The sequence below is a fragment of the Roseomonas gilardii subsp. gilardii genome (assembly GCF_023078375.1).
Lineage (GTDB): Bacteria > Pseudomonadota > Alphaproteobacteria > Acetobacterales > Acetobacteraceae > Roseomonas > Roseomonas gilardii.
The window spans coordinates 1965443-1984813 of the sequence record NZ_CP095554.1 but is presented as its reverse complement, the minus strand read 5'-3'; the positions used below and the strand labels follow the sequence as shown (position 1 = coordinate 1984813).

General features: G+C 73.3%; 15 protein-coding genes and 1 pseudogene. 8 read left to right on the top strand and 8 right to left on the bottom strand.

Translation table 11 applies throughout. The features are described from left to right. Positions 1-5: 5 nt before the first annotated feature. Positions 6-1364, bottom strand: a complete 1359-nt coding sequence (gene dgt, locus MVG78_RS08785; protein ID WP_247560057.1) for a dGTP triphosphohydrolase — start codon at positions 1362-1364, stop codon at positions 6-8. Positions 1365-1773: 409 nt separating this feature from the next. Here dgt and MVG78_RS08780 point away from each other — a divergent pair, with 409 nt between their 5' ends. Next, a complete protein-coding gene (locus MVG78_RS08780) occupies positions 1774-2739 on the top strand; it encodes a glycosyltransferase family 8 protein (protein WP_247560055.1) in 966 nt (321 codons plus the stop codon). A 43-nt stretch (positions 2740-2782) separates the two neighbouring features. Here the strand turns inward: MVG78_RS08780 and rfaE1 are convergent. Then, positions 2783-4256: pseudogene (rfaE1, locus tag MVG78_RS08775) on the bottom strand (D-glycero-beta-D-manno-heptose-7-phosphate kinase). A 155-nt stretch (positions 4257-4411) separates the two neighbouring features. Here rfaE1 and MVG78_RS08770 point away from each other — a divergent pair. From MVG78_RS08770 to MVG78_RS08755, 4 genes are read left to right on the top strand one after another with little or no spacing between them, the layout of a single operon-like run. Continuing rightward, positions 4412-5473: a hypothetical protein gene (locus tag MVG78_RS08770; RefSeq protein WP_247560054.1), complete on the top strand. Its 1062-nt coding sequence runs from the start codon at positions 4412-4414 to the stop codon at positions 5471-5473. After that, positions 5470-6690 carry a hypothetical protein gene (locus tag MVG78_RS08765; protein WP_247560053.1) on the top strand — a complete coding sequence of 407 codons (1221 nt, stop codon included), beginning with the start codon at positions 5470-5472 and terminating at the stop codon, positions 6688-6690. Before MVG78_RS08770 ends, MVG78_RS08765 begins: the two co-directional genes overlap by 4 nt. A gap of 31 nt (positions 6691-6721) precedes the next feature. Further along, entirely contained in the window at positions 6722-7462 is a 741-nt protein-coding gene (locus tag MVG78_RS08760) for an ABC transporter ATP-binding protein (RefSeq protein WP_247560051.1), read from the top strand. Beyond that, complete coding sequence (locus MVG78_RS08755; RefSeq protein ID WP_247560049.1) at positions 7462-8277, top strand: ABC transporter permease; 816 nt, start codon at positions 7462-7464, stop codon at positions 8275-8277. Before MVG78_RS08760 ends, MVG78_RS08755 begins: the two co-directional genes overlap by 1 nt. A 34-nt stretch (positions 8278-8311) precedes the next feature. Here the strand turns inward: MVG78_RS08755 and MVG78_RS08750 are convergent, their stop codons facing one another. Genes MVG78_RS08750 through rpe form a run of 3 tightly spaced genes read right to left on the bottom strand, consistent with a single transcriptional unit; the run spans position 8312 to position 12008 of the window. Next, the gene (locus MVG78_RS08750; RefSeq protein WP_247560047.1) at positions 8312-9421 is read right to left on the bottom strand and encodes a glycosyltransferase family 4 protein; all 1110 of its coding nucleotides are present in this window, start codon (positions 9419-9421) and stop codon (positions 8312-8314) included. Beyond that, positions 9418-11313, bottom strand: a complete 1896-nt coding sequence (locus MVG78_RS08745; RefSeq protein ID WP_247560045.1) for a heparinase II/III family protein — start codon at positions 11311-11313, stop codon at positions 9418-9420. The genes MVG78_RS08750 and MVG78_RS08745 overlap by 4 nt, the downstream gene beginning before the upstream one ends. Then, positions 11310-12008, bottom strand: a complete 699-nt coding sequence (gene rpe, locus MVG78_RS08740; RefSeq protein ID WP_247560043.1) for a ribulose-phosphate 3-epimerase — start codon at positions 12006-12008, stop codon at positions 11310-11312. Before rpe ends, MVG78_RS08745 begins: the two co-directional genes overlap by 4 nt. A 308-nt stretch (positions 12009-12316) precedes the next feature. Here rpe and MVG78_RS08735 point away from each other — a divergent pair, with 308 nt between their 5' ends. Beyond that, complete coding sequence (locus tag MVG78_RS08735; RefSeq protein WP_247560041.1) at positions 12317-13339, top strand: Bug family tripartite tricarboxylate transporter substrate binding protein; 1023 nt, start codon at positions 12317-12319, stop codon at positions 13337-13339. 20 nt (positions 13340-13359) lie between these two features. On the opposite strand, the gene MVG78_RS08730 is transcribed toward MVG78_RS08735, so the two are convergent. After that, positions 13360-14145, bottom strand: coding sequence for an AsmA-like C-terminal region-containing protein (locus MVG78_RS08730; protein ID WP_247560039.1), 786 nt, complete (start codon positions 14143-14145; stop codon positions 13360-13362). Positions 14146-14767: 622 nt separating this feature from the next. Then, positions 14768-15334, bottom strand: a complete 567-nt coding sequence (locus tag MVG78_RS08725) for an AsmA family protein (protein ID WP_247560037.1) — start codon at positions 15332-15334, stop codon at positions 14768-14770. A 185-nt stretch (positions 15335-15519) separates the two neighbouring features. Between MVG78_RS08725 and MVG78_RS08720 the strand changes: the two genes are divergently transcribed. Continuing rightward, positions 15520-15957, top strand: coding sequence for a GNAT family N-acetyltransferase (locus tag MVG78_RS08720; protein ID WP_247560035.1), 438 nt, complete (start codon positions 15520-15522; stop codon positions 15955-15957). Positions 15958-15985: 28 nt separating this feature from the next. Here MVG78_RS08720 and MVG78_RS08715 read toward each other — a convergent pair whose 3' ends face one another. Next, a complete protein-coding gene (locus MVG78_RS08715; RefSeq protein ID WP_247560033.1) occupies positions 15986-17227 on the bottom strand; it encodes a transcription antitermination factor NusB in 1242 nt (413 codons plus the stop codon). A 186-nt stretch (positions 17228-17413) separates the two neighbouring features. On the opposite strand from MVG78_RS08715, the gene MVG78_RS08710 reads away from it, so the two are divergent. Next, positions 17414-19309, top strand: coding sequence for a glycosyltransferase family 39 protein (locus MVG78_RS08710; protein WP_247560031.1), 1896 nt, complete (start codon positions 17414-17416; stop codon positions 19307-19309). Positions 19310-19371: the final 62 nt, after the last annotated feature.

Genomic DNA, 19371 nt, shown 5'->3' with positions numbered 1-19371 from the left:
TCACGTCAGACCCGCGTGTCGAGCCCCCGCAGCTTGGCCGCCAGCCAGGAGGCGTAGCTGTCGGTCATGCCCGCCACGAAATCGACGGCGCAGCGCATCACCTCGCTGGCGCTCATCCCCGGGCGGGGGTGGTAGTCGAGCAGCAGCGAAAGGGCCTGGCGTTCGCGCAGGTTCAGCTTCGCCGCGTCGCCATTGGCCCGGGCGAAGGCGAGGCAGGCGGGCAGGAAGACGCTCAGCGCCTTGCCGAGCACGTCATGGGCGCCGATCTCGAACTCCACCTTGCGGGCGTTGAAGTAAATGACCTCCTCGGTCCGCTGCGCGGCGACGCCCAGCGCGTCGAAGAGCGACGGCGCCACCGGCCCCATCAGCCGGGTCAGGCTCTCCCCGGGCCGCAGCGCCCCGGCCAGGATGGTCTGCCGGTGCGCCATGAAGACCTCCGCCACCGCGCGCAGCAGGCGCCGGGTGGCCAGGGTGCGCAGCAGGGTCACGCGGCCGCCCTCATCCGCCTCCCGCTCCAGCCGGGACATGGAGATCTCGGCCAGCGGCGCGACGATGGCGGCATAGTCGGCGAAACGCAGGATGCCGAGCTCCAGCGCGTCCTCCAGGTCCGCCAGGGTATAGACGATGTCGTCCGCCGCCTCCATCAGCCAGACCGCGGGGTGGCGCGGCAGCGGACCGGAGAGGTGGCAGGCGTTGCGCACCTCCTCGAAGATGCCGCGCTCCGTGGCGAAGACGTTGAACTTCACCCCCGGCACGCCGTCGCGGGCGGCGCGGTGGTCCCCGGCCTCCCAAGGGTATTTCAGGAAGCCGCCCAGCGTCGCCACGGTCAGCCGCAGCCCGCCACCGCCACGATGCCCGTCCGCGCGGGTGAGGATCCGGAAGCCCTGGGCATTGCCGTCGAAATAGGCAAGGTCCGGATCGAGCTCCAACCCGCTGCCCTCTCCCACCTCCCGCAGCCAGCGGCTCATCCAGGCGGCGATCACTTCCTCGCCGGCATGGCCGAAGGGCGGGTTGCCGATGTCATGGGCTAGGCAGATGGCATGGACGAGATAGCCCAGGTCGTCCGCCGAGCGCCCGGCGGCCCGCAGTTCCCCCAGCCGGACGCCGACCGCATAGCCCAGGGAGCGGCCGACCGCGGCGACCTCCAGCGTATGGACCAGGCGGTTGCGCACATGCGCGTTGAAGGGTAGCGGATGGGCCTGCGTCTTCTGCTGGAGGCGCCGGAAGGGCCGGGAGAAGACGATCCGGTCGCCATCCGTCTGGAACGGATTGCCGTCCGGCTCGTCATCGCCGGGAAAAAGTTCTTCCTGCGATGTGCTGCCGGGCCCCAGGCGTCGCGTGTCCAGCAGCGTGATCCAGTGCAAGGGGCACCTCCTTGTCGCCTGGACGGGAGTAGCAGCGCGGTCCGGCCGATGGCCAGAGGCGGCGCCGGAATCGGCGGAAAAATCGAGCCGCCACAGCATCCTGGCCAGGATGGAAGAAACGGCGCGTTCCCATCGCGAATGGTCTGGAAACAACCCTCAGTTGATCATAGAATTTCGTTAACAACCTCATAGAATTCGGCTGTGGTATCATTATGGAATTCGCACCGGTTTGGTTTGCTTTGGTGCGGTGCAAACATTAGAAGGGGCCTGGACTCGGTACTGGCAACCAGCTCCGCATAAATTCCGGATCAGCATCGAACTTGACCTCTACCCAAGCGTGCTTCAACACGAGAACAAAGCCGATTGTGTTCAGTTTTCTGGAAATCCTTGGCTCATAGGAGCGCATGTCTTGGAGAAGATCCCGGTCCTGTTCTGTGCCGATGCGCGGTACTTCCCCTACATGGCTGCCACCATGGCCTCGCTGCTGTCCAGCAATCCGAACAATGACTTCCGCCTGATCGTCTGCTCGACGGAGCGCAACGCGGCGAGCGAACAGCAGATCGCGCGCTTCGTGGAAGGCTACCGGAACGCGACCGTGGAATTCGTGTGCTTCGACCTGCAGCAGGTGAGGACCAACCTGCCGGTCAGCAAGCACATCACCGTCTCCGCCTATCTGCGCCTCTTCGTCACGGAATTCCTTGATCCTGCGATCGAGAAGGTCGTCTACCTCGACAGCGACATCATCGTCCGCGATGACATCCGGGCGCTCTGGGAAACCCCTCTGGACGGTTTCTACCTCGCCGCCGTGCCCGAGCCTTACAAGGCCTATCACCCCGGCTTCGACAAGGACGACACCTACTACAATTCCGGCGTGCTGGTGGTGAACGTGCGGAAGTGGCGAGAGGACAATGTTCTCCCCACCCTGCTGAACTTCACCGTGGAGAATGCCGAGCGGCTGAGCGCGCATGACCAGGACGTGATCAACAACGTCTTCCGCGACCGGATCAAATCCGTCCCGGCCTGCTGGAACTTCCAGCCCAACTTCGCGGATTTCTCTGCGGATGAGATGGGGCTGTCCGAGGAGGAGTTCCGGGAGCTCCGCCGCGCCCCCAAGATCATCCATTACACCGGCAGCTCGAAGCCCTGGTTCTACATGCAGGAGCCCCATTACAAGAGCTGGTACCACGAGGCGGCGCGCCTCACGCCCTGGGCGCGGCGCCCCGCGGACCACACGCCCAGCAACGTCATCCGCAAGGCTCTGCGGATGAAGAAGCTCAAGGAACGCGCCAACTGGCACTTCCCCCATCTCTGCCGCGTGGCCCGCACCATGCTGGGCCGGCGCAGCCGGGTGAACGTGGACCCGGCGATCGGCTGAGGCGGGGCGGGCCGCGAAAGCTCCGGCTTCCGCGGCCCCGGGATCATCCCTTGATGCGCGCCACCGTGGCGGTGGTGGAATTGCCGGGCAGCAGCTCCGCGAGCTTCACCTCGCCGCCCCATTCCTGGACCAGGTCGCCGCCCACCACCTGATCGACCGTGTAGTCGGCGCCCTTCACCAGCACATCCGGGCGGACCAGGCGGATCAGCTCGGTGGGCGTGTCCTCCTCGAAGACCGCGACGAGGTCCACCGTGGCCAGCGAGGCCAGCACGGCGGCACGCGCCGCCTCCCCCTGGATCGGGCGCGTCGGCCCCTTGAGGCGGCTCACCGAGGCGTCGGAATTCACCCCCACCACCAGCCGGTCGCACCAGGACCGCGCCTGTTCCAGCAGATGGACATGGCCTGGGTGCAGCAGGTCGAAGCAGCCATTGGTGAAGCCGACCCGGTACCCCCTCTGGCGCCAGCGCTCCGCCTGCTCGGCCGCGGCGGCGCGCGAGACCACCTTGCGCAGCGTGCCCCGCTCGGGCTTCAGCGCATCCAGGATGTCATCCTCCCGCGCCACGGCGGTGCCGACCTTGCCGACCACGATCCCGGCGGCGACATTCGCCAGCCGGGCGCCGACCTCCAGCGGCAGGCCCGCCGCCATGGCGGCGGCCACCACCGCCACCACCGTGTCCCCGGCGCCCGAGACATCGTAGACCTCCGGCGCCTCGGCGGGGAAATGCTGCACCCCGTCCGCCTGCACCAACGTCATGCCGTCCTCGGCCCGGGTCACCAGCACGGCGCCGAAGCCGTGCTGCAGGCGCAGGGACCGGGCGGCATCCACCAGCGCGCCCTCGCTCTCGATCGAGCGGCCGGTGGCGAGGCGGAGCTCGTTGCGATTCGGCGTCACCAGGTCCGCCCCGGCATAGACGCCGTAGTCCAGCCCCTTGGGGTCCACCACGACCTTCCGGCCGGCGGCCTTGGAGGCGGCGATCAGGCGCTGCGGGATATCCCCGGACAGCACCCCCTTCCGGTAGTCGGAGAGCACCATCACCCGCGTCGCGGCGATGGTGTCCTGGGCGATCCGCAGCAGCCGTTCGGCCAGCCGGGGCTGGATCGGCTCGGGATTCTCGTGGTCGGCGCGCAGGAGCTGCTGCCCCTGTGCCACGAAGCGGGTCTTGGTGGTGGTGGCGCGCCCCCTGCACCAGCAGCCAGGGCTCCACCCCGCTCTGCCCGCCGATCAGCGCGGTCAGGTCGGAACCGGCCTGATCGTCCCCGACCACGGACAGGAAGGCGGTGGGCGTGCCGAGCGCGGTGAGGTTGCGCACCACATTCCCGGCGCCGCCGGGCATGGCGACCTCGCGATCGACGGTGAGCACGGGGATCGGGGCCTCGGGCGAGACCCGGGCCACGCGCCCATAGACGAAGCGGTCCAGCATCGCGTCGCCCACCACGAGGACCGAAGCGCGCTTGAGACTACGCACGGCCTCCGCGAGGTCGTGGGGAACCGGAGATTCCGGCAGGTGGCCGTTCATGCGGCATCTCGGTAGCGCAGGGTTACGGCCCGACACAAGGCTGCTCCCGCCGCGTAAGGATTGCGTTAAGCGCATCGGCCGCAAGTTGCGGGGGCGATGCAGCCTTTTCCCCTCCCCTCCGCGATGCGCCCCGGCGGGGCGACGGCCACCCCGGAATGGCTTGTCCTGACCCCCGGACTCCGCTGCACCGGCGGCTGGGCCGGGTGCTGCTGGCCGAGGCCGCCACGGAAGGCGGATCGTTGCGGGAGCTCCCCGGCGGCGAGTTGCTCCTCGGCGCGGCGCCCGCCGCGCTCGACCGGCTGATGCCCGGCCTCTGGCGCGTGCTGGGCGCCGAAGGCCTGTCCCGCCGGCCGGACTGCCCGCCGGGGGCCCGCCCGCTGGCGCCCTCCTCCTTCCCCGAGCCGCCTCCGGCCGTCGCCCCGCCCGGATCGGTCCCGCTGGCCGCCACCATGGCCATGCCCGCCCCGGAACAGATGCCGCAGCCCCCTCTGGAGGATGTGCTGGAGCGCCTGCCCATCGTCGGCCTCGCCCCGGGTGGCATGCCGCGACTCGCCGGGCTGCGCCTCAGGCCCTCCCGCCCCGGGTTGCTGCGCCTCGGGCAGGGCCTCCCCCCGCATCTGCTGGCCCATATGGCGGAGGATGCGATGCGGCGCGGCTTCCAGGCCCTGTCGGAGCCCGGGCAGCAGGCCGCCCTGCTCGGCGCCCCGCTGACGGTGCCGCTGCACCTGGACATGCGGCCCGCCGATCTCGGCGCCCTCCCGGGCTGGGCCGGGGATCTGCCGCTCCTGCCGGTCCTGCCCCTGGCCGTGCTGGCCGCTCCGCCGCCCGGCCTGCCCTTCGCCCTTTCGGGGCTGGAGGCCGCCTCCCTGGCGCTCTGCGACGCGGGCAGCCTGCCGGGCGCGGCGCTGCACCTGCGCTGGACGCCGGGCCTGGCCGCGCTGCCGGCGGACAGCATCGCGGCCCTCGATCCCGGACGGCTGGTGCTGGACGAGGTGGAGGACGAGGCCGCCCTGGCCTGGGGCCTGTCCCGCGGCATCGGCCGCTTCACCGGGGCCCAGCCCGCCCGCCTCCTGGCCGTGGTGCGGCGCCGGGACTGTGCCTTCCGGCAGGAGTGCAGCACCGCCACCTGCGCCGCCAGTGCCGCCGGCCTGTCGCCCCGCGCGCGTTCCGGCTGCGCCGCCCCGCAACGCCTGATCCCGCAGGAGGAAGCGCCGTGAGCCTGTCCCTCGCCACGCCGGAACCGCGCACCCCCGCTCCACCGGCGGCCGCCCTCGCCGGAACCGCCCCACCCATCGGCCTCCGGGGCGTACCGCAGGGTGGCAAGGCCGGCACCGCCCGCGACCTCGCCGCGCTGGTGCATCACTGTACGGCCAGCGATTCCGCGCGGGACGTGGTCTGGCTGCGCCTGTCCACCCTGCCGCCGGGGCTGGACCGCCCGCATCACCGCCGCCTGCTGCGGGAGGCCGCGACGCCTCCGGTGGGCCCGCGCGGCCGCCGCTTCCACCTGCCGAACGGCGACCTCGCGGTGGTGGCGCCGCCTGGCCCCGGACCCGGCATCGCCGAGACCACCCGTTCCGCGCTGGAAGGCGCCCTGCCCGAGGCGATGCTGGGGCAGGTCCTGCGCACCATGCGGCTGCCGCAGGAGGCGGTGAGCGTCCTCGCCGCGCTGGAGGAAAGCCTGGGCCTGCGCCAGCCCCACGCCCCGCCCGCCGCGGCCCGGCCGCTGGACCCGGCGGGGCTGGCGGAGGCGGAACGGGCGCTGCGCCATGCGGATGTCTGGCCGCTGCATGCCCGGCAATCCGTCTGCCGCCTGATCCCGGAGGAAGGCCGTCTGGAACCGGTGCGCGAGGATGTGCGCCCGATCGCAGCCAGCGTTTCCGAGCGCCTGCTGGGCGGCCGCGACGCCTCGGCCAGCCCGGCCTTGGCGGCGCATCTGGACGACCTGCTTTCCGCCCGGCTGCTGGCGACCCTGTTGTCGCGCCGCGACTGGCAGGGCAGTCCGCGGCCGCTGCACCTGCCGCTTTCCCTCGCGACCCTGTCCGGCCCGGCCTTCCTGCGCCTGGACGCGGCCCTCCCCCCGGCGCTGAAGCCCCTGCTGACCCTCGGCCTCCCGGCGCTGGAGGTGCTGGCCGCCCCGGGCGAGGTGCCGCTGCTGCGCCGCTTCCTGCTGGCCCGTGGCTACCGCCTGGCGCTGGAGGTGCCGGAGCCCGGCCTGCTCGCCGCCCTGCGCCCGGCGCGACTCGGCATCGCCACCCTGCGCATCCCCTTCTCGCCGGAACTGCCCGCCGCCCCCTCGATGCTGCGGCCGGTGCTGGAGGACCGGCGGACGGAACTGGTGCTGGCGGGCTGCGACGGCGCCGCGGCCATCGCCTGGGGCTGGAAGATGGGCATCCGGCTCTTCCAGGGCCGTGCCATCCAGCACCGGCGGGGCTGACGGCGGCGGCGGAAGGCGCATATCCAGGGGCATGGAACACGCCATCGCCGCCGACCAGCTCACCAAGCGCTATGGGGAGGCCCTGGCGGTGGATGCGCTGAGCTTCGCCATGCCGCGCGGTGCCACCTGGGGCCTGCTCGGCGGCAATGGCGCCGGGAAGAGCACCACCATCGCCATGCTGCTGGGCCTGCTGCTGCCCAGCGCCGGGCGGGTCCGGGTGCTGGGCCGCGACATGGCCGGGGACCGCTTTGCGGCCCTGGCGCGGATGAATTTCTCCTCCCCCTATGTCGCCCTGCCGCACCGGCTGACGGTGCGGGAGAACCTGCAGGTCTATGCCCATCTCTACGACGTGCCGCGCGCCGGCCGGCGCATCGCGGAACTGGCGGAGGAGCTGGCGCTGGGCGAGTTCCTGGACCGGCCAGCGGGGCAGCTCTCGGCCGGGCAGAAGACCCGTGCCGCCCTGGCCAAGTCGCTGATCAACCGCCCCGAGCTGCTCCTGCTCGACGAGCCGACGGCGAGCCTGGACCCCGATACGGCGGACTGGGTACGGACGCGGCTGGAGAGCTACCGGGCGGAAAGCGGCTGCGCCATCCTGCTGGCCTCCCACAACATGGCGGAGGTGGAGCGCCTCTGCGCCCATGTGCTGATGCTCCGGCGCGGGCGGCTGGTGGACCAGGGCTCGCCGGAGGAGTTGCTGCAGCGCTACGGGCGGGAGGATCTGGAGCAGGTCTTCCTGGACATCGCGCGCGGCACGGCGCGGGAGGCGGCGTGATGCGCCCCGCCGCCCGCCGCGTCTGGGGGCTGATGTACCGGCACCTCGCCCTTTACCGCCATTCCTGGCCGCGCGTGCTGGAACTGGCCTATTGGCCGGTCCTGCAGATCCTGCTCTGGGGCTTCACCAGCCGCTGGCTGGCGGAACGCGGCGCGCTGGGGCCGGATGCCGGTGCCGGCGCCCTCGTCGCCGGGGCGCTGATCGGCGGCGTGCTGCTGTGGGAGGTCGCGCTGCGGGCACAGATGGGTTTCTCGCTGACCTTCCTGGAGGAGATCTGGTCCCGCAACCTGGGGCATCTCTTCGTCTCGCCGCTGCGGCCACGGGAGATGCTGGCGGCGCTGATGGCCATGTCGCTGCTGCGCACGCTGGTGGCCCTGGTCCCCGCCTCGGTGCTGGCTTGGCTGCTCTACGGCTTCGACGTGCTCGCCCTGGGGCCGGTGCTGGTGCTGTTCGTCGCGGCGCTGATGCTGATGGGCTGGGCCATCTCGCTGGCCGTGGTGGCGATGATCCTGCGCCACGGCGCCGGGGCGGAGAGCCTCGCCTGGTCGCTGCTCTTCGGCCTCGCCCCCTTCGCGGCGGTGTTCTATCCGGTGGCCGCGCTGCCGGAATGGGTGCGGCCCCTCTCCTGGGCCCTGCCCGCCGCCCATGTCTTCGAGGGGATGCGCGCCGCCCTGCTGGATGGGCACATCGCCTGGGGTCACCTTGCCGCCGCCTTCGCACTCGACGCGCTCTGGCTCCTGGTCCTGGGCTGGGTCTTCCTCGACCAGTTCCGCCGTGCCCGCGCCAGTGGCGCGCTGGTCAGCATCGGCGAATAGCGCCAGCCGCGAAGAGAACGGCCCGGAGGTCGTCTCAGAGGCCCAGCAGGTCCAGGGTCCGCGCCACCACCTTGTCCTCGGCATAGAGGTCCAGTGCCCGCGCCCGCCCCGCCTCGCCCATGCGCCGGCGCAGGGCGGGGTCCTCGGCCAGGCGGCGCAGCGCCACGGCCAGGGGCGCCGCCTGCATGGGCGGGACGAGGAAGCCGGTCTCGCCTTCCAGCACCATCTCGCGCGGGCCGCTGATATCGGTCGCCACCACCGGCAGGCCGGTGAGCATGGCCTCGATCACCGACATCGGCAGGCCCTCGAAATGGCTGGGCAGGCAGAAGACATCCGCCCCGCGCAGCAGGCGCGCCACGTCGTGGCGGTAGCCGAGGCGCTTCAGCCGGGGCCCCAGCTCCCGCTCCGCCCGGGCGAAGGCCGGCCCCAGATCCTCGCCATGGTCGGAGGCCAGCCTCTCCCCCACCACCCAGAGCGTGGCGCCGGGAACGGATTCCATGGCCTCCAGCAGTTCCGGATGGCCCTTGTGCCGCACGAGGCGGGAAACCACCGCCACCACGCAATCCTCCGGTCCGGCGCCCAGCTCGGCCCGGACCTCGGCCCGGGTGGCGGCATCGGGATGGAACAGTGCCGGGTCGCGCCCATTGCCGCAGGCCACGGCATGGCGGGAAATCCCCAGGCGGCGGGCATCGCCCGCTTCCTCCGTGCTGACCGTCATGAAGACATCGGTCACGCGGCCGCCGAGCCATTCCATGCCCAGCGACAGCGCCCGGCGCCAGGGGCGGCCCGGCTGGTTGAACAGGAAGCCGTGCCCCGTATAGGCGATGCGCGGCACGCCCTCCATCTTCGCCGCCAGCCGTGCCAGCAGGCCGCTGATCGGGAAATGCCCATGCACCAGATCGGGCTTCTCCGCCCGGATCAGCGCCCGCAACGCCCGCAGCGCCCGCCAGTTGGCGCGCGGCGACAGGGAGCGGGCCATGGGCAGGCCGATGACGCGGAAGCCCTCGGCCCGGGGGATATCGAGGAGCGGCCCCTCGGCGCAGGCGCCTACCACTTCATGCCCCCGCTCCCGCGCCGCGCGCATCAGCGGCAGCACGAAGTGGCGCAGGGCGAAATCCACATTGGCGACGAACAGGACCTTCACGCCGGGCAGCCCCCTGCCCGGCAGCCGGTCGGACCGGACGGATGGTGCATGGTGGTCGTGTCAGTCCTCTCGCGGGCCGCTCGCCCCGGGGGCCGGCGCCGGTCCCTGCCCCTCCCGGGATGTCGCCCCCTGGGATGTCGCCCCTTGGGATGTCCCCCCTGGGATGTCGCCCCTTGGGGCGGCCGGGGCGGCGCGCCCGGGATGCCCTTCTGGCCCGCCGGGGCGGTCCCCTCGGCCTTGCCCCCCGCATCGCCGCGCAGCTCGGCGGCCGGCACGCGGCGGATCGCCCATTGCACGCTCAGGGTTCCCGGTTCCGCCTGCAGCACCACCTGCCGCGTCGGCTGCGGCTCGCCGGCGGCATAGAGGCTTTCCTCCAGCGCCAGGGCGGCGCCCTCGGCCCGCATCCGCCAGCTCGTGCCGGACGGCAGGCGGAGCAGCACGCCACGCCCATCCTCCAGCACCGAGGCCCTCACCGTGGGATGCAGGTGAAAGCGCACCGCGAAGCCGCCGGGCGGGCTCTCGGCCTCCACCGCATCCTCGCCACGCAGGTCGTCGCCGGATTCGGACAGCCAGAGGCGGCGGCGATGGACGGCGCCGAGCAGCTTCTTCCACCCGTCATGCGTCGCATCCAGCCATTGCGCGCCCTCGGCCTCCTGCCGCTCGGCCTCCACCACCTCGGGCCGGCGGCCCAGCCCGTCCTCGCGCAGTTCGGCGCTGTTGGTGTCGGCCAGGACCAGGGTGGAATGCGCGGCGGTGGAGCGCAGCGCGTCGCGCCAGGCGGGCTCGGCCAGGGGCGAGGCGCCGCAGTTCACGATCAGCCGGTCCCGCCCGACCGACATCTCGAAGCTGAGCGTGCCCGCATGATGCCAGCGGTCGGCGCCGCGCGGCAGCGGCCCGGGGCCGGCCAGATGCGGCGGCGGCGGGCCGCAATCCACGATCACCAGCGTCCGCCCGGCGAGCAGGCGCTGGAAGCCGCTGTCGGGCAGGATCAGCGGCGCCCGGCCGCGCGCCTGGGCCTGGGTGAGGACGAGGTCCAGCAGCGGCGCCGCCTCCCCCCGCGTGCCGTTGAAGCAGGCCAGCCCGCCATCGCCGTGGCGGAAGACGCGCAGCGCCGGCCCGGCGCGGTCGAGCGCCAGGGACAGGTGCGGCGGCGCCTCCAGCTCGGCCCCGTGCAGCAGGTTGCGCAACTCGATCAGGTCCTGCAGCGCGGTCAGGTGAACCGCCGGGGAGCGTTCCACATGACAGCCATCCGGCAGGAACTGACGCTCCAGCTCGGCGGGGAGGAGCTTCAGGCAGCGGGTGAGCCAGCCCTCCTCCTCCAGCGCCACGGCGGCCGCCATGGCGCCCTTCAGCGCCACCAGCGCGCCTCGGTGCTCGCAATGCGCCGGCAGGGCGGCGACCAGCCCGCGCGCATCCTGCGCCAGCCGCTGCATCAGCGCCCTGCGGAAGCCGTCCTCCGCCGTGGCGGCCAGGAAGTCCCAGTGCCCCAGCCAGGCGGAGAGCCGCGCCCCCACCACCTCCGGCGCATCGGCCAGGGCCTCGTTGCCGGTGCGGGACAGCCAGTCCTGGGTCAGCGCCCGTGCCCGCAGCCGGGCATTGTCCGTGCCCAGCGCCCGCAGGTCGCGCAGCCAGGCGAAGCCATGCAGCGCGGCGCGCCAGCAGGGGCTGCCGCCGCTCATCGCCTCCAGCGCGCCGGGCGTGGCGCGGGCGGCCTCGGCAGGCAGCAGCAGCCCGGTGGTGCCGAGCACCTCGAACTCGCCCTTCAGCAGCCGCTGGCCGCGCGCCGCATCACCCGGCCAGAGGTCGCGGAAGGCACGGGCCGGCGCCTCGGGCACGCGCAGGGGCTTGAGCCCGGCCAGGGTGCGCTTGGCGCCGCGCAGCCAGCCGCTCATTCCGGTCTCCGCAACGTCTCGCCGCCCCCGCCCTCCGTGCCCTTCGGGCGCAGCGCGGCGATGGCCGCGGCATAGTCCGGCTTGCCGAAGACGGCGGTGCCGGCCACCAGCGTGTCGGCGCCCGCCGCGAGGCAGAGCGGCGCGGTCTGGTCAGTGACGCCGCCATCGATCTCCAGTGCGATGTCGCGGCCGGAGGCGTCGATCATGCGGCGCAGCGCCTCGATCTTCGGCAGTTGCGAGGTCAGGAAGGACTGGCCGCCGAAGCCCGGATTGACCGTCATGACCAGCACGAGGTCGAGCAGGTCCAGCACATTCTCCACCACCGAGACCGGCGTGGCGGGATTGAGCACGACGCCGGCCTGGCAGCCCAGGCCGCGGATCGTCTGCAGGGAGCGGTGCAGGTGCGGCCCGGCCTCCGGATGCAGCGAGATGACATGCGCCCCGGCCTCGGCGAAGGCGGCCAGATAGGGATCGGCCGGCGCGATCATCAGGTGCACGTCGAAGGGCAGCGTGCAGTGCTTGCGCAGGGCACGCACCAGGGCCGGGCCGAAGGAGATGTTCGGCACGAAATGGCCGTCCATGATGTCGAGATGCAGCCAGTCGGCGCCGGCGGCTTCGATGGCGCTGACCTCCTCGCCCAATCGGGCGAAGTCGGCGGCCAGGAGGGAGGGGGCGATGCGGACGGGTCTGGACACGAGGCCGTTTTGCCAGCCGGTCCCGCGGTGGGCAACCGCCGGAGATGGGTTTGCGGCGGCTGATCGCCACGAGTCCCGTCCCATGCAGGCTCACGATTCCGGGAAACCGCCCATGGCCTTCCTGCCGGCAGCGCACCGATTCCCACGGGGACCGGACTGGTGGCAGGACCTCAATGCCGTGCTGCGGCGCAGAAAGAGAAGAAAGTCATCGCGCCTGACGATCATTGCAGCAAAGTTTCCTTTCCCCTTGCGGAACGGAGGGACAGCCGGAGAAAGGATTTCCAAATCCCGGCATCCTTTCGGTCCCCATGTCCTCCCCTGCGCGCCGCCACCTGCTTTCCGCCTCCGCCGCCTTGCTGCCCCTGGTCCTCTCCGGCCGCACCGCCCTGGCCCAGGGCGACGGCCCCGGCCAGGGGCCGGACCGGGGCGCGGGGGGCTGGCCGGGCCGCCCCATCCGCCTGATCGTTCCCGTCGCCCCGGGCGGCAGTCTGGACATCCTCGGCCGCATCCTGGCCAAGCGCCTCACCGCCACGCTGGGCCAGCCCGTGGTGGCGGAGAACATGGCCGGGGGCGGCAGCAACATCGCCTTCGAGCACGTCGCCCATGCCCGGCCGGACGGCCATACGCTGCTGGTCGGCTCCGACGTGCTGACCATCAACCCGGCGCTCTATCCCCGCTCCGGCTACGACCCGGTGCGCGACTTCGCGGCGGTGGCCGAGGCCGTGCGCGCGCCGCAGGTGCTGGTGGTGCGGGACGGGCTGGAGGCGCGGGACATCGGCGCCTTCCTGTCCCTGGCGCGGGAGGCCGGGGGGAATCTTTCCATGGCCTCCCAGGGGAATGGCAGCCTCGGCCACCTCGCCGGCGCGCTGCTGGCACAGCGGGCGGGCGTGAGCTGGACGCATGTGCCCTATCGCGGCGGCGGCCCGGCGGTCATCGACCTCACCGGCGGGCATATCGACGCGCTGATGGTGACGCTGCCCGCCGCGATCGAGCAGATCCGGGCCGGACGCATCCGCGCCCTGGCGGTGACCTCCGCCGGCCGCGACCCCAACCTGCCGGAGGTGCCGAGCCTGGCCGAGAGCGGCTTCCCCGGCTTCGAGGTGGTGACGTGGCAGGGCATCCTCGCCCCCGCCGGCACGCCGGAGCCGATCCTGCGCCGCCTGGCCGGGGAGATCGCCGCCGGCCTCGCCGATCCGGAGGTGTCGGGGCAGCTCCGGGCCCAGGCCTTCCAGATCACCGGCACGGACCCGGACCGCTTCCGCGCCCTGGTGATCGCCGAGGCCACGCGCTGGCCGGAGGTGGTGCGGGCCTCCGGCGCCCGGATCGAGTAGCCCCCCTCGCCGGGGTATCGTCAGCCGGGCGAAAGGCAGGGGTTGCGGCGGGCGAAGCCGCGGAGCTCCGGCGGGATGCGGTCCAGCACGTTGCCGGCGGCCAGCAGGGCGCGCCCCTCGGGCGACCAGCGGGCCGGGCGGATCGTGGGGGCGGCGAAGGCGCCGCTGACGCGCACCGGAATGTCCAGCGCCAGGGTGCCGGTGGTCGATCGGGCGCTGCCCACGGTCAGATCCATCTGCCGGCGCCGGAGGTCGAAGCGGCCATTGCCGGCGATGGTCCCGTGCTCGGCCCGCAGGCGGAAGGGCGCGACCGTGGCGACGCCGTTCCGCAGGTCCACCACTCCCAGCAGGCAGGACAGGGCGCTCTGCCCCCGGGCGGTGCGGAAGAGCCCCCGCAGGTCCTGCGAGGCGAGTTCGATCAGCTCACGCGCGATGCTGCCGCCCGCCATGCTCACCACGGCCGAGGCATGCGCCTCCCGCGCCGCGCCGTTGAGCGTCGCGCCGCTGGCGCTGAGCGTGAAATGCCCGTCCACCCTGCCCTGGAGGTCGATCCGGCCGATGCCGAGCTCCTGCCGCAGGGCCTGGACATCCAGGCCGGTGGCGGCCAGCCGGGCGGAGATCCGCCCGCCGGGGTCCGCGGAGCCTTCCACCTGCCCCTGGCCGTTGATCGTGCCGCCCAGATAGCCGCCCGAGAGGTCCTCCAGGACGATGCGCCCCGGCTCCAGCCTCGCGGCGAGCCGCGCCCCGGTGAGGCGCAGCCCGCCATAGTCGAGCTGGTCCGCGCTGAGCCGGGCCGAGACCAGCATGCCCGGCGAGGGGTCCACCGCCAGCGGCAGGTCGGTCTCCCCGAAGCGCCAGAGGAGGGGCCGCCGAGCAGCCGGTTCAGGTCCAGGCGGCCGAAGGGCAGGTCGAGGGACAGGCTGTCCGGCTCGCCCCGGGCGCCTTCGTCGAGCCGCAGCCGCCCCCCGGTGATGGCCGCCCCGCCGAGGCCGCCCTTGGCATCGCTCAGCCGCCAGTGGTCGCCGGACCGTTCCAGCAGCCCCGCGAGGCGGAGCGGCGGGCCCTGTCCGGCCTTCGCCTCCGGCGGGGGCGAGCCGGCGACGGTCAGGAGGACATCGGGTGTCGCCGCCTCCAGCACGAGTTGCCCTTTCGCCCCGTCCAGGTTCAACGGATCGGCCATGGTGCCGCCGAAGCCCAGGCTGGTGTTCCCGGAACTCACGCGCAGCGTGATCGGACAGGGCGTGCCGGTATCGCGCAGCGCCAGGAAGGAGGCGAGATCGGCCTGCAGGCGCAGCGGCAGGCCATTATAGGCCCCCCCGGCACTCAGGCGCACCGGCTGGTCCAGATCCTCCGCGCCGAGGGCCACATGGTCGAGCCGGACATGCAGCCTGTTGCCGCTCGACGTGGCGATCTCCACTTCGCCATCGGTCAGGACGAGGTCCAGCAGCGCCGGAAAGCCCGCCCGGCCGGAGGGATCGACGGGCGGCAGGGAATCCGGTTCCGCCTCCTTCGCCGCCGGCCCGGCCGGGGGGCGGCCTCCGTACCCTGGTCCGGCACCCGGTCCGTCCCATGGGGCTTCTGTCCGGGCGTGGTTCCTCCGGTTGGGGTGCCATGGAAATGCCAGTTGCCGGTGCCATCCGGTGCCCGCTCCAGCCGCAGCCGCAGGCCGGACACCGACAGGTGCCGCAGCACGGGCGGCCCCTGGAACAGCGACAGGAGATCCAGCTCGCCCTTCGCGTCGGCGATCTCCAGCATGGGCGCCCCGTCCAGGCCGGGCGGCCCGGCCAGCCGCAGGCCCCGCACCTCCAGGCTCGTCCAGTGGCCGGGCACCACCTTCAGCCCGGCGAAGGCCAGCTCCCGGCCCAGCAGCGCGCCGCCGATCCGGCCCGCCACCGGGCCGAGATCGAGATGCGGCAGCAGCCACCAGCCGCCGGCCAGCGCCAGGAGCAGCAGGCCCGCCAGCGACAGCATGATCCGGATGGCCCAGCGAATCATGATCCTGCCTGAGCTTCGCCCGTCATCGCGCGAATGGTTCCGCTGTTCCGCAGCTGGCAGAGGTACGGGATCGGCACCGCATGCCACAAGCCGTTCCCGGAGGGAGTTCCCGGGGTTCCGCCCCCGGGATGGCCGGAAGGCGGGGCCAGCCTTGCCCCATGGCCCCGGGACGGCCACCCTGGCGCATGGATGCCGAGATCGCCGTCACCGACTCGCCGGCCGAGGCCGAGCGCGACACCGTCCTGCAAGGGCTGATCGCCTTCAACACGGAACGGGCCGGGCCGCTGGAGATGCGCCTGCTGGGCGTGATCCTGCGCGATCCGGGGACGGGCCGGCCCCTGGGCGGACTGATCGGCCGCACCACCCGGGACTGGCTCTTCGTGGAGATGTTCCACCTGCCGGAGGAAGCGCGCGGCCAGGGCTTCGGCCGGCGCATCCTGCGGGCGGCGGAGGAGGAGGCGGGGCGGCGCGGCTGCCGCTATGCCTGGCTCGACACCTTCAGCTTCCAGGCACGCGGCTTCTACGAGAAGCTCGGCTACACCGTCTTCGGCACGCTGGAGGACTATCCGGCCGGCCATTCCCGCTACTTCCTGCGCAAGACTTTGGGTGCCCCCTTGGGCTGACCGGGCCGCCCCCACCCCGGCTCCGGCCTCAGCCCCTCGCCCGGAAGCGGGCGGCGAAGAACCCGTCCAGCCCGCCGCGCTCCGCCCACAGATCGGGCCGGGTCCGCAGCGCGCCGTCCCGCGTGACGGCCTCGGCGAGGCCGGGCACCTCCTCCGGCCGCACCGGATCAGGCTCCAGCCCCAGTGCGGCGGCCGCAGCCAGATGCGCCTCGCCCTCCTCCGGCTGCAGCGAGCAGGTGGCGAAGACCAGCCGTCCGCCGGGCTTCAACTGCCGCGCCGCCGCCGCCAGCATCCGGCGCTGAAGGTCGGCCAGCGGCGCGACATCGGAGGCGCGCTTCAGGAAGGGCACGTCCGGATGCCGGCGCATGGTGCCGGTGGCGGTGCAGGGCGCGTCCAGCAGGATGGCATCGAACTTCTCCGCCGGCGCCCAGTCCAGCACGTCGGCGACGGCCAGCTCGGCCTCCAGCCCCAGGCGGCGCAGGTTCTCGCCCAGGCGTCCGGCGCGCTTCGCGTCCTTCTCCACCGCCGTGACCCTCGCCCCGGCGGCGGCGAGCTGCGCCGTCTTGCCCCCCGGCGCGGCCCCCAGATCGGCCACGCGCTCGCCCGGCCGCGCCGCCAGCAGGCGCGCCGGCAGGGCGGCGGCGGCATCCTGCGCCCAGAATCGCGCCTCGCCCGCCCCGGGCAGGTCCGAGAAGCGGGTGCCGGCAGGAAAGCGCAGCGTCCCGGTGGGCAGCGGCTCGCCGCCCTCCGGCGGGGCGGCGCCGGGCATCAGGCTGAGATCCAGCGGCGCGGGCTCGCGATGCGCACGGGCGATGGCACGCACCGCCGGACCATAGGCGGCGTGCCAGGAGGTCCAGAGCCAGCCCGGCGTGTCCAGGCGCTCGGAATCCAGCCCTTCCAGCGCCGCCGGCCCGGCCTCGGCCACGCGGCGCAGCACCGCGTTCACCAGCCCCGCCAGCGGCTTCGGCGCCAGCCCCACCGCGGCGGAGACGGCGGCATGAGGCGGCGTGCCGAGCAGGATCAGGTCCGCCGTGCCGATGCGCAGCGCCAGCCAGGCGGGGGCCGGCGGCTCCCGCCGCAGCCAGGGCTCCAGCAGCGCGTCGATCGTGCCCAGCCGGCGCAGCACATGGGAGGCGAGGCGGTGCGCGGCGGCCCGGTCGCGTGGCTCCAGCGGTGGCAGCGCGTCCAGCGCCTCCTCCAGCGGGCGGTGGCGCTCCAGCACGGCGGTCAGCAGCGTCGCTGCGGTGTTTCGGGTCGGATTGGAAGGCATGTCACGCTCCGTATGTCCCCGCCGTGCCGCGCATGCTAGAGGCGGCAGGGCCGCGGGACGTTTTTCCCCGCGCCCGTCCCTGTCCCGGCGCCGCGCACGGTCCCGGGCAGGAACGCGGAAGAACCTCGCCTCGTTGGACGGGCCCTGGCCTCCGGCAGCCCGCCGCCCCAAGGGATCGATCGACTGGTGCAGCATCTCCTCGACAGGCTGCCGGACACGCGGAGGCCCCGGCTGTTGCTGAGCCTCCTCTGCCTGCTCCTCTGGCTTCCCGGCTTCTTCACCCTGCCGCCCGGCGACCGGGACGAAAGCCGCTTCGCCCAGGCCTCCCGCCAGATGGTGGAAAGCGGCGACTGGGTGCGCATCCGCGTACAGGACGAGGAGCGCAACAAGAAGCCTGTCGGCATCTACTGGGCCCAGGCCGGCGTGGTCACGGCGCTGGAGGCCGTGGGCATCCCGGCCCAGGGGAAGATCTGGGCCTATCGCATCCCCTCCGCCCTGGGGGCCTGGCTGGCGGTGCTGGCCACCTTCCAGTTCGGCCGGGCGCTGGTCGGGCGGCGCGCGGCCTTCCTCGGCGCGGCGCTGCTGGCCTCCAGCATCCTGCTCTGCGTCGAGGTGCATATCGCCAAGACCGACGCGGCGCTGCTCGCCACGGTGGCGGCCTCGATGGGGCTGATGGGGCGGGCCTATCTCTCCCCCGGCACCTTCACGCCCCGGCAGGCCGCCGGCTTCTGGCTGGCGCTGGGGGCGGGCATCCTGCTCAAGGGGCCGATCGGGCCGATGGTGCCGCTGCTGGCCGGCATCACCCTGGCCGTGGCCGACCGCCGTGCGCCCTGGCTGCGGGCGCTGCGCCCCGCCTGGGGCGTGCCGCTGATGCTGCTGCTCTGCCTGCCCTGGCTGGTGGCGATCGGCGTGGCGACCCAGGGCCGCTTCTTCTCCGAGGCCGTGGGCAACGACATGCTGGCCAAGGTCGGCTCGGGCGAGGAGGCGCATGGCGCGCCGCCCGGCACCTATCTGCTGATCTTCGGCCTGACCGCCTTCCCCGGCGCCTTCCTGGTGCTGCGCGCCCTGGCGGGGGCCTGGGCCGCGCGGCTGCAACCGGGCACGCGCTTCCTGCTCGCCTGGGCAGCGCCGACCTGGATCGTCTTCGAGGCTGTCTCGACCAAGCTGCCGCACTACGTCCTGCCGGCCTTTCCGGCGCTGATGCTGCTGGCCGGGGCCTGGGCGATGGACCCCCTGCGCCGCCCTGCGCCGCGCTGGCTGGCCGGGCTGGGCTGGGTCGCCCTGGTGGTGGTGGCCGCCGGGCTGGCGGTGGCGCCCTCGGTGGTGTTCTGGCTTTCCGACCGGCGCGTGGACCCCTTCGCCCTGCTCGCCATCCCGGCGGCGGCGGTGCTGGTCTGGCGCGTGCTGCACCATGCCCGTGGAGGGGCACGGGGCGGGACGGCCGGCGCGGAGGACCATGCGCCCGCCGGAAATGCCACCAGCCTCGCGACCGCCGCCGGCTCCTTCGCCGGCACCCCCTCCTTCACCGGCGCCCCGGTGCCCGGGCGCGGGAACGGTCAGCCGCCGCGCCCCGAACGGCCGGCCTCACGACCGGATGGCGTGGCCCGGCCCCAGGGATGGAACCAGGGTTGGGCCCAAGGCTGGCCGCGCGCCGCCATGGCCGCCGTGCTCTGGTCGATCCCGCTGCAATGGGTGGTGATGCAGGCCACCCTGCCCCGGCTGGAGGCCCCCTGGGTGGCGCCGCATCTGGCCCGGGCGGTGGCCGAGGCGGGGCGCGGCATCCCCGGCGGCCTGCCGCCGGAGCGCGTGGGGCTGCTCGGCTTCCACGAGCCCTCCGCCATCTTCTCGCTCGGCACGCATGTCGCGCTGCTGGAGAACGGGCAGGCGGCGGTGGCCTTCCTGGCGGCCGGGCGGAATGCGGGGGAAACGCGGGTCGTGGCGGTGGAATCGCGCGAAGCCCTGGCCTTCCAGGCCACCATGGCCGCGGCCGGGCTGCGGGCACAGGAGGTCGGAAGCGTGGAGGGCTATAACTACACGCGCGGGCGGCGGGTGCGCCTCGCCCTGGTGACCGCGACCCCGTAGCGGAGGGGGAACCCGCGCCCCGGGGCTGGCGTTAGCGCGCATATCCGGTTTTCCAAGGAGAG

Coding starts and splice junctions, on each gene's coding strand:
- MVG78_RS08770 (WP_247560054.1), top strand. CDS start 4,412: ATGGCTTGTCCTGACCCCCGGACTCCGCTGCACCGGCGGCTGGGCCGG.
- MVG78_RS08760 (WP_247560051.1), top strand. CDS start 6,722: ATGGAACACGCCATCGCCGCCGACCAGCTCACCAAGCGCTATGGGGAG.
- MVG78_RS08755 (WP_247560049.1), top strand. CDS start 7,462: ATGCGCCCCGCCGCCCGCCGCGTCTGGGGGCTGATGTACCGGCACCTC.
- MVG78_RS08745 (WP_247560045.1), bottom strand. CDS start 11,313: ATGAGCGGCTGGCTGCGCGGCGCCAAGCGCACCCTGGCCGGGCTCAAG.
- MVG78_RS08735 (WP_247560041.1), top strand. CDS start 12,317: ATGTCCTCCCCTGCGCGCCGCCACCTGCTTTCCGCCTCCGCCGCCTTG.
- MVG78_RS08730 (WP_247560039.1), bottom strand. CDS start 14,145: ATGCTGGTCTCGGCCCGGCTCAGCGCGGACCAGCTCGACTATGGCGGG.
- MVG78_RS08725 (WP_247560037.1), bottom strand. CDS start 15,334: ATGATTCGCTGGGCCATCCGGATCATGCTGTCGCTGGCGGGCCTGCTG.
- MVG78_RS08720 (WP_247560035.1), top strand. CDS start 15,520: ATGGATGCCGAGATCGCCGTCACCGACTCGCCGGCCGAGGCCGAGCGC.
- MVG78_RS08715 (WP_247560033.1), bottom strand. CDS start 17,227: ATGCCTTCCAATCCGACCCGAAACACCGCAGCGACGCTGCTGACCGCC.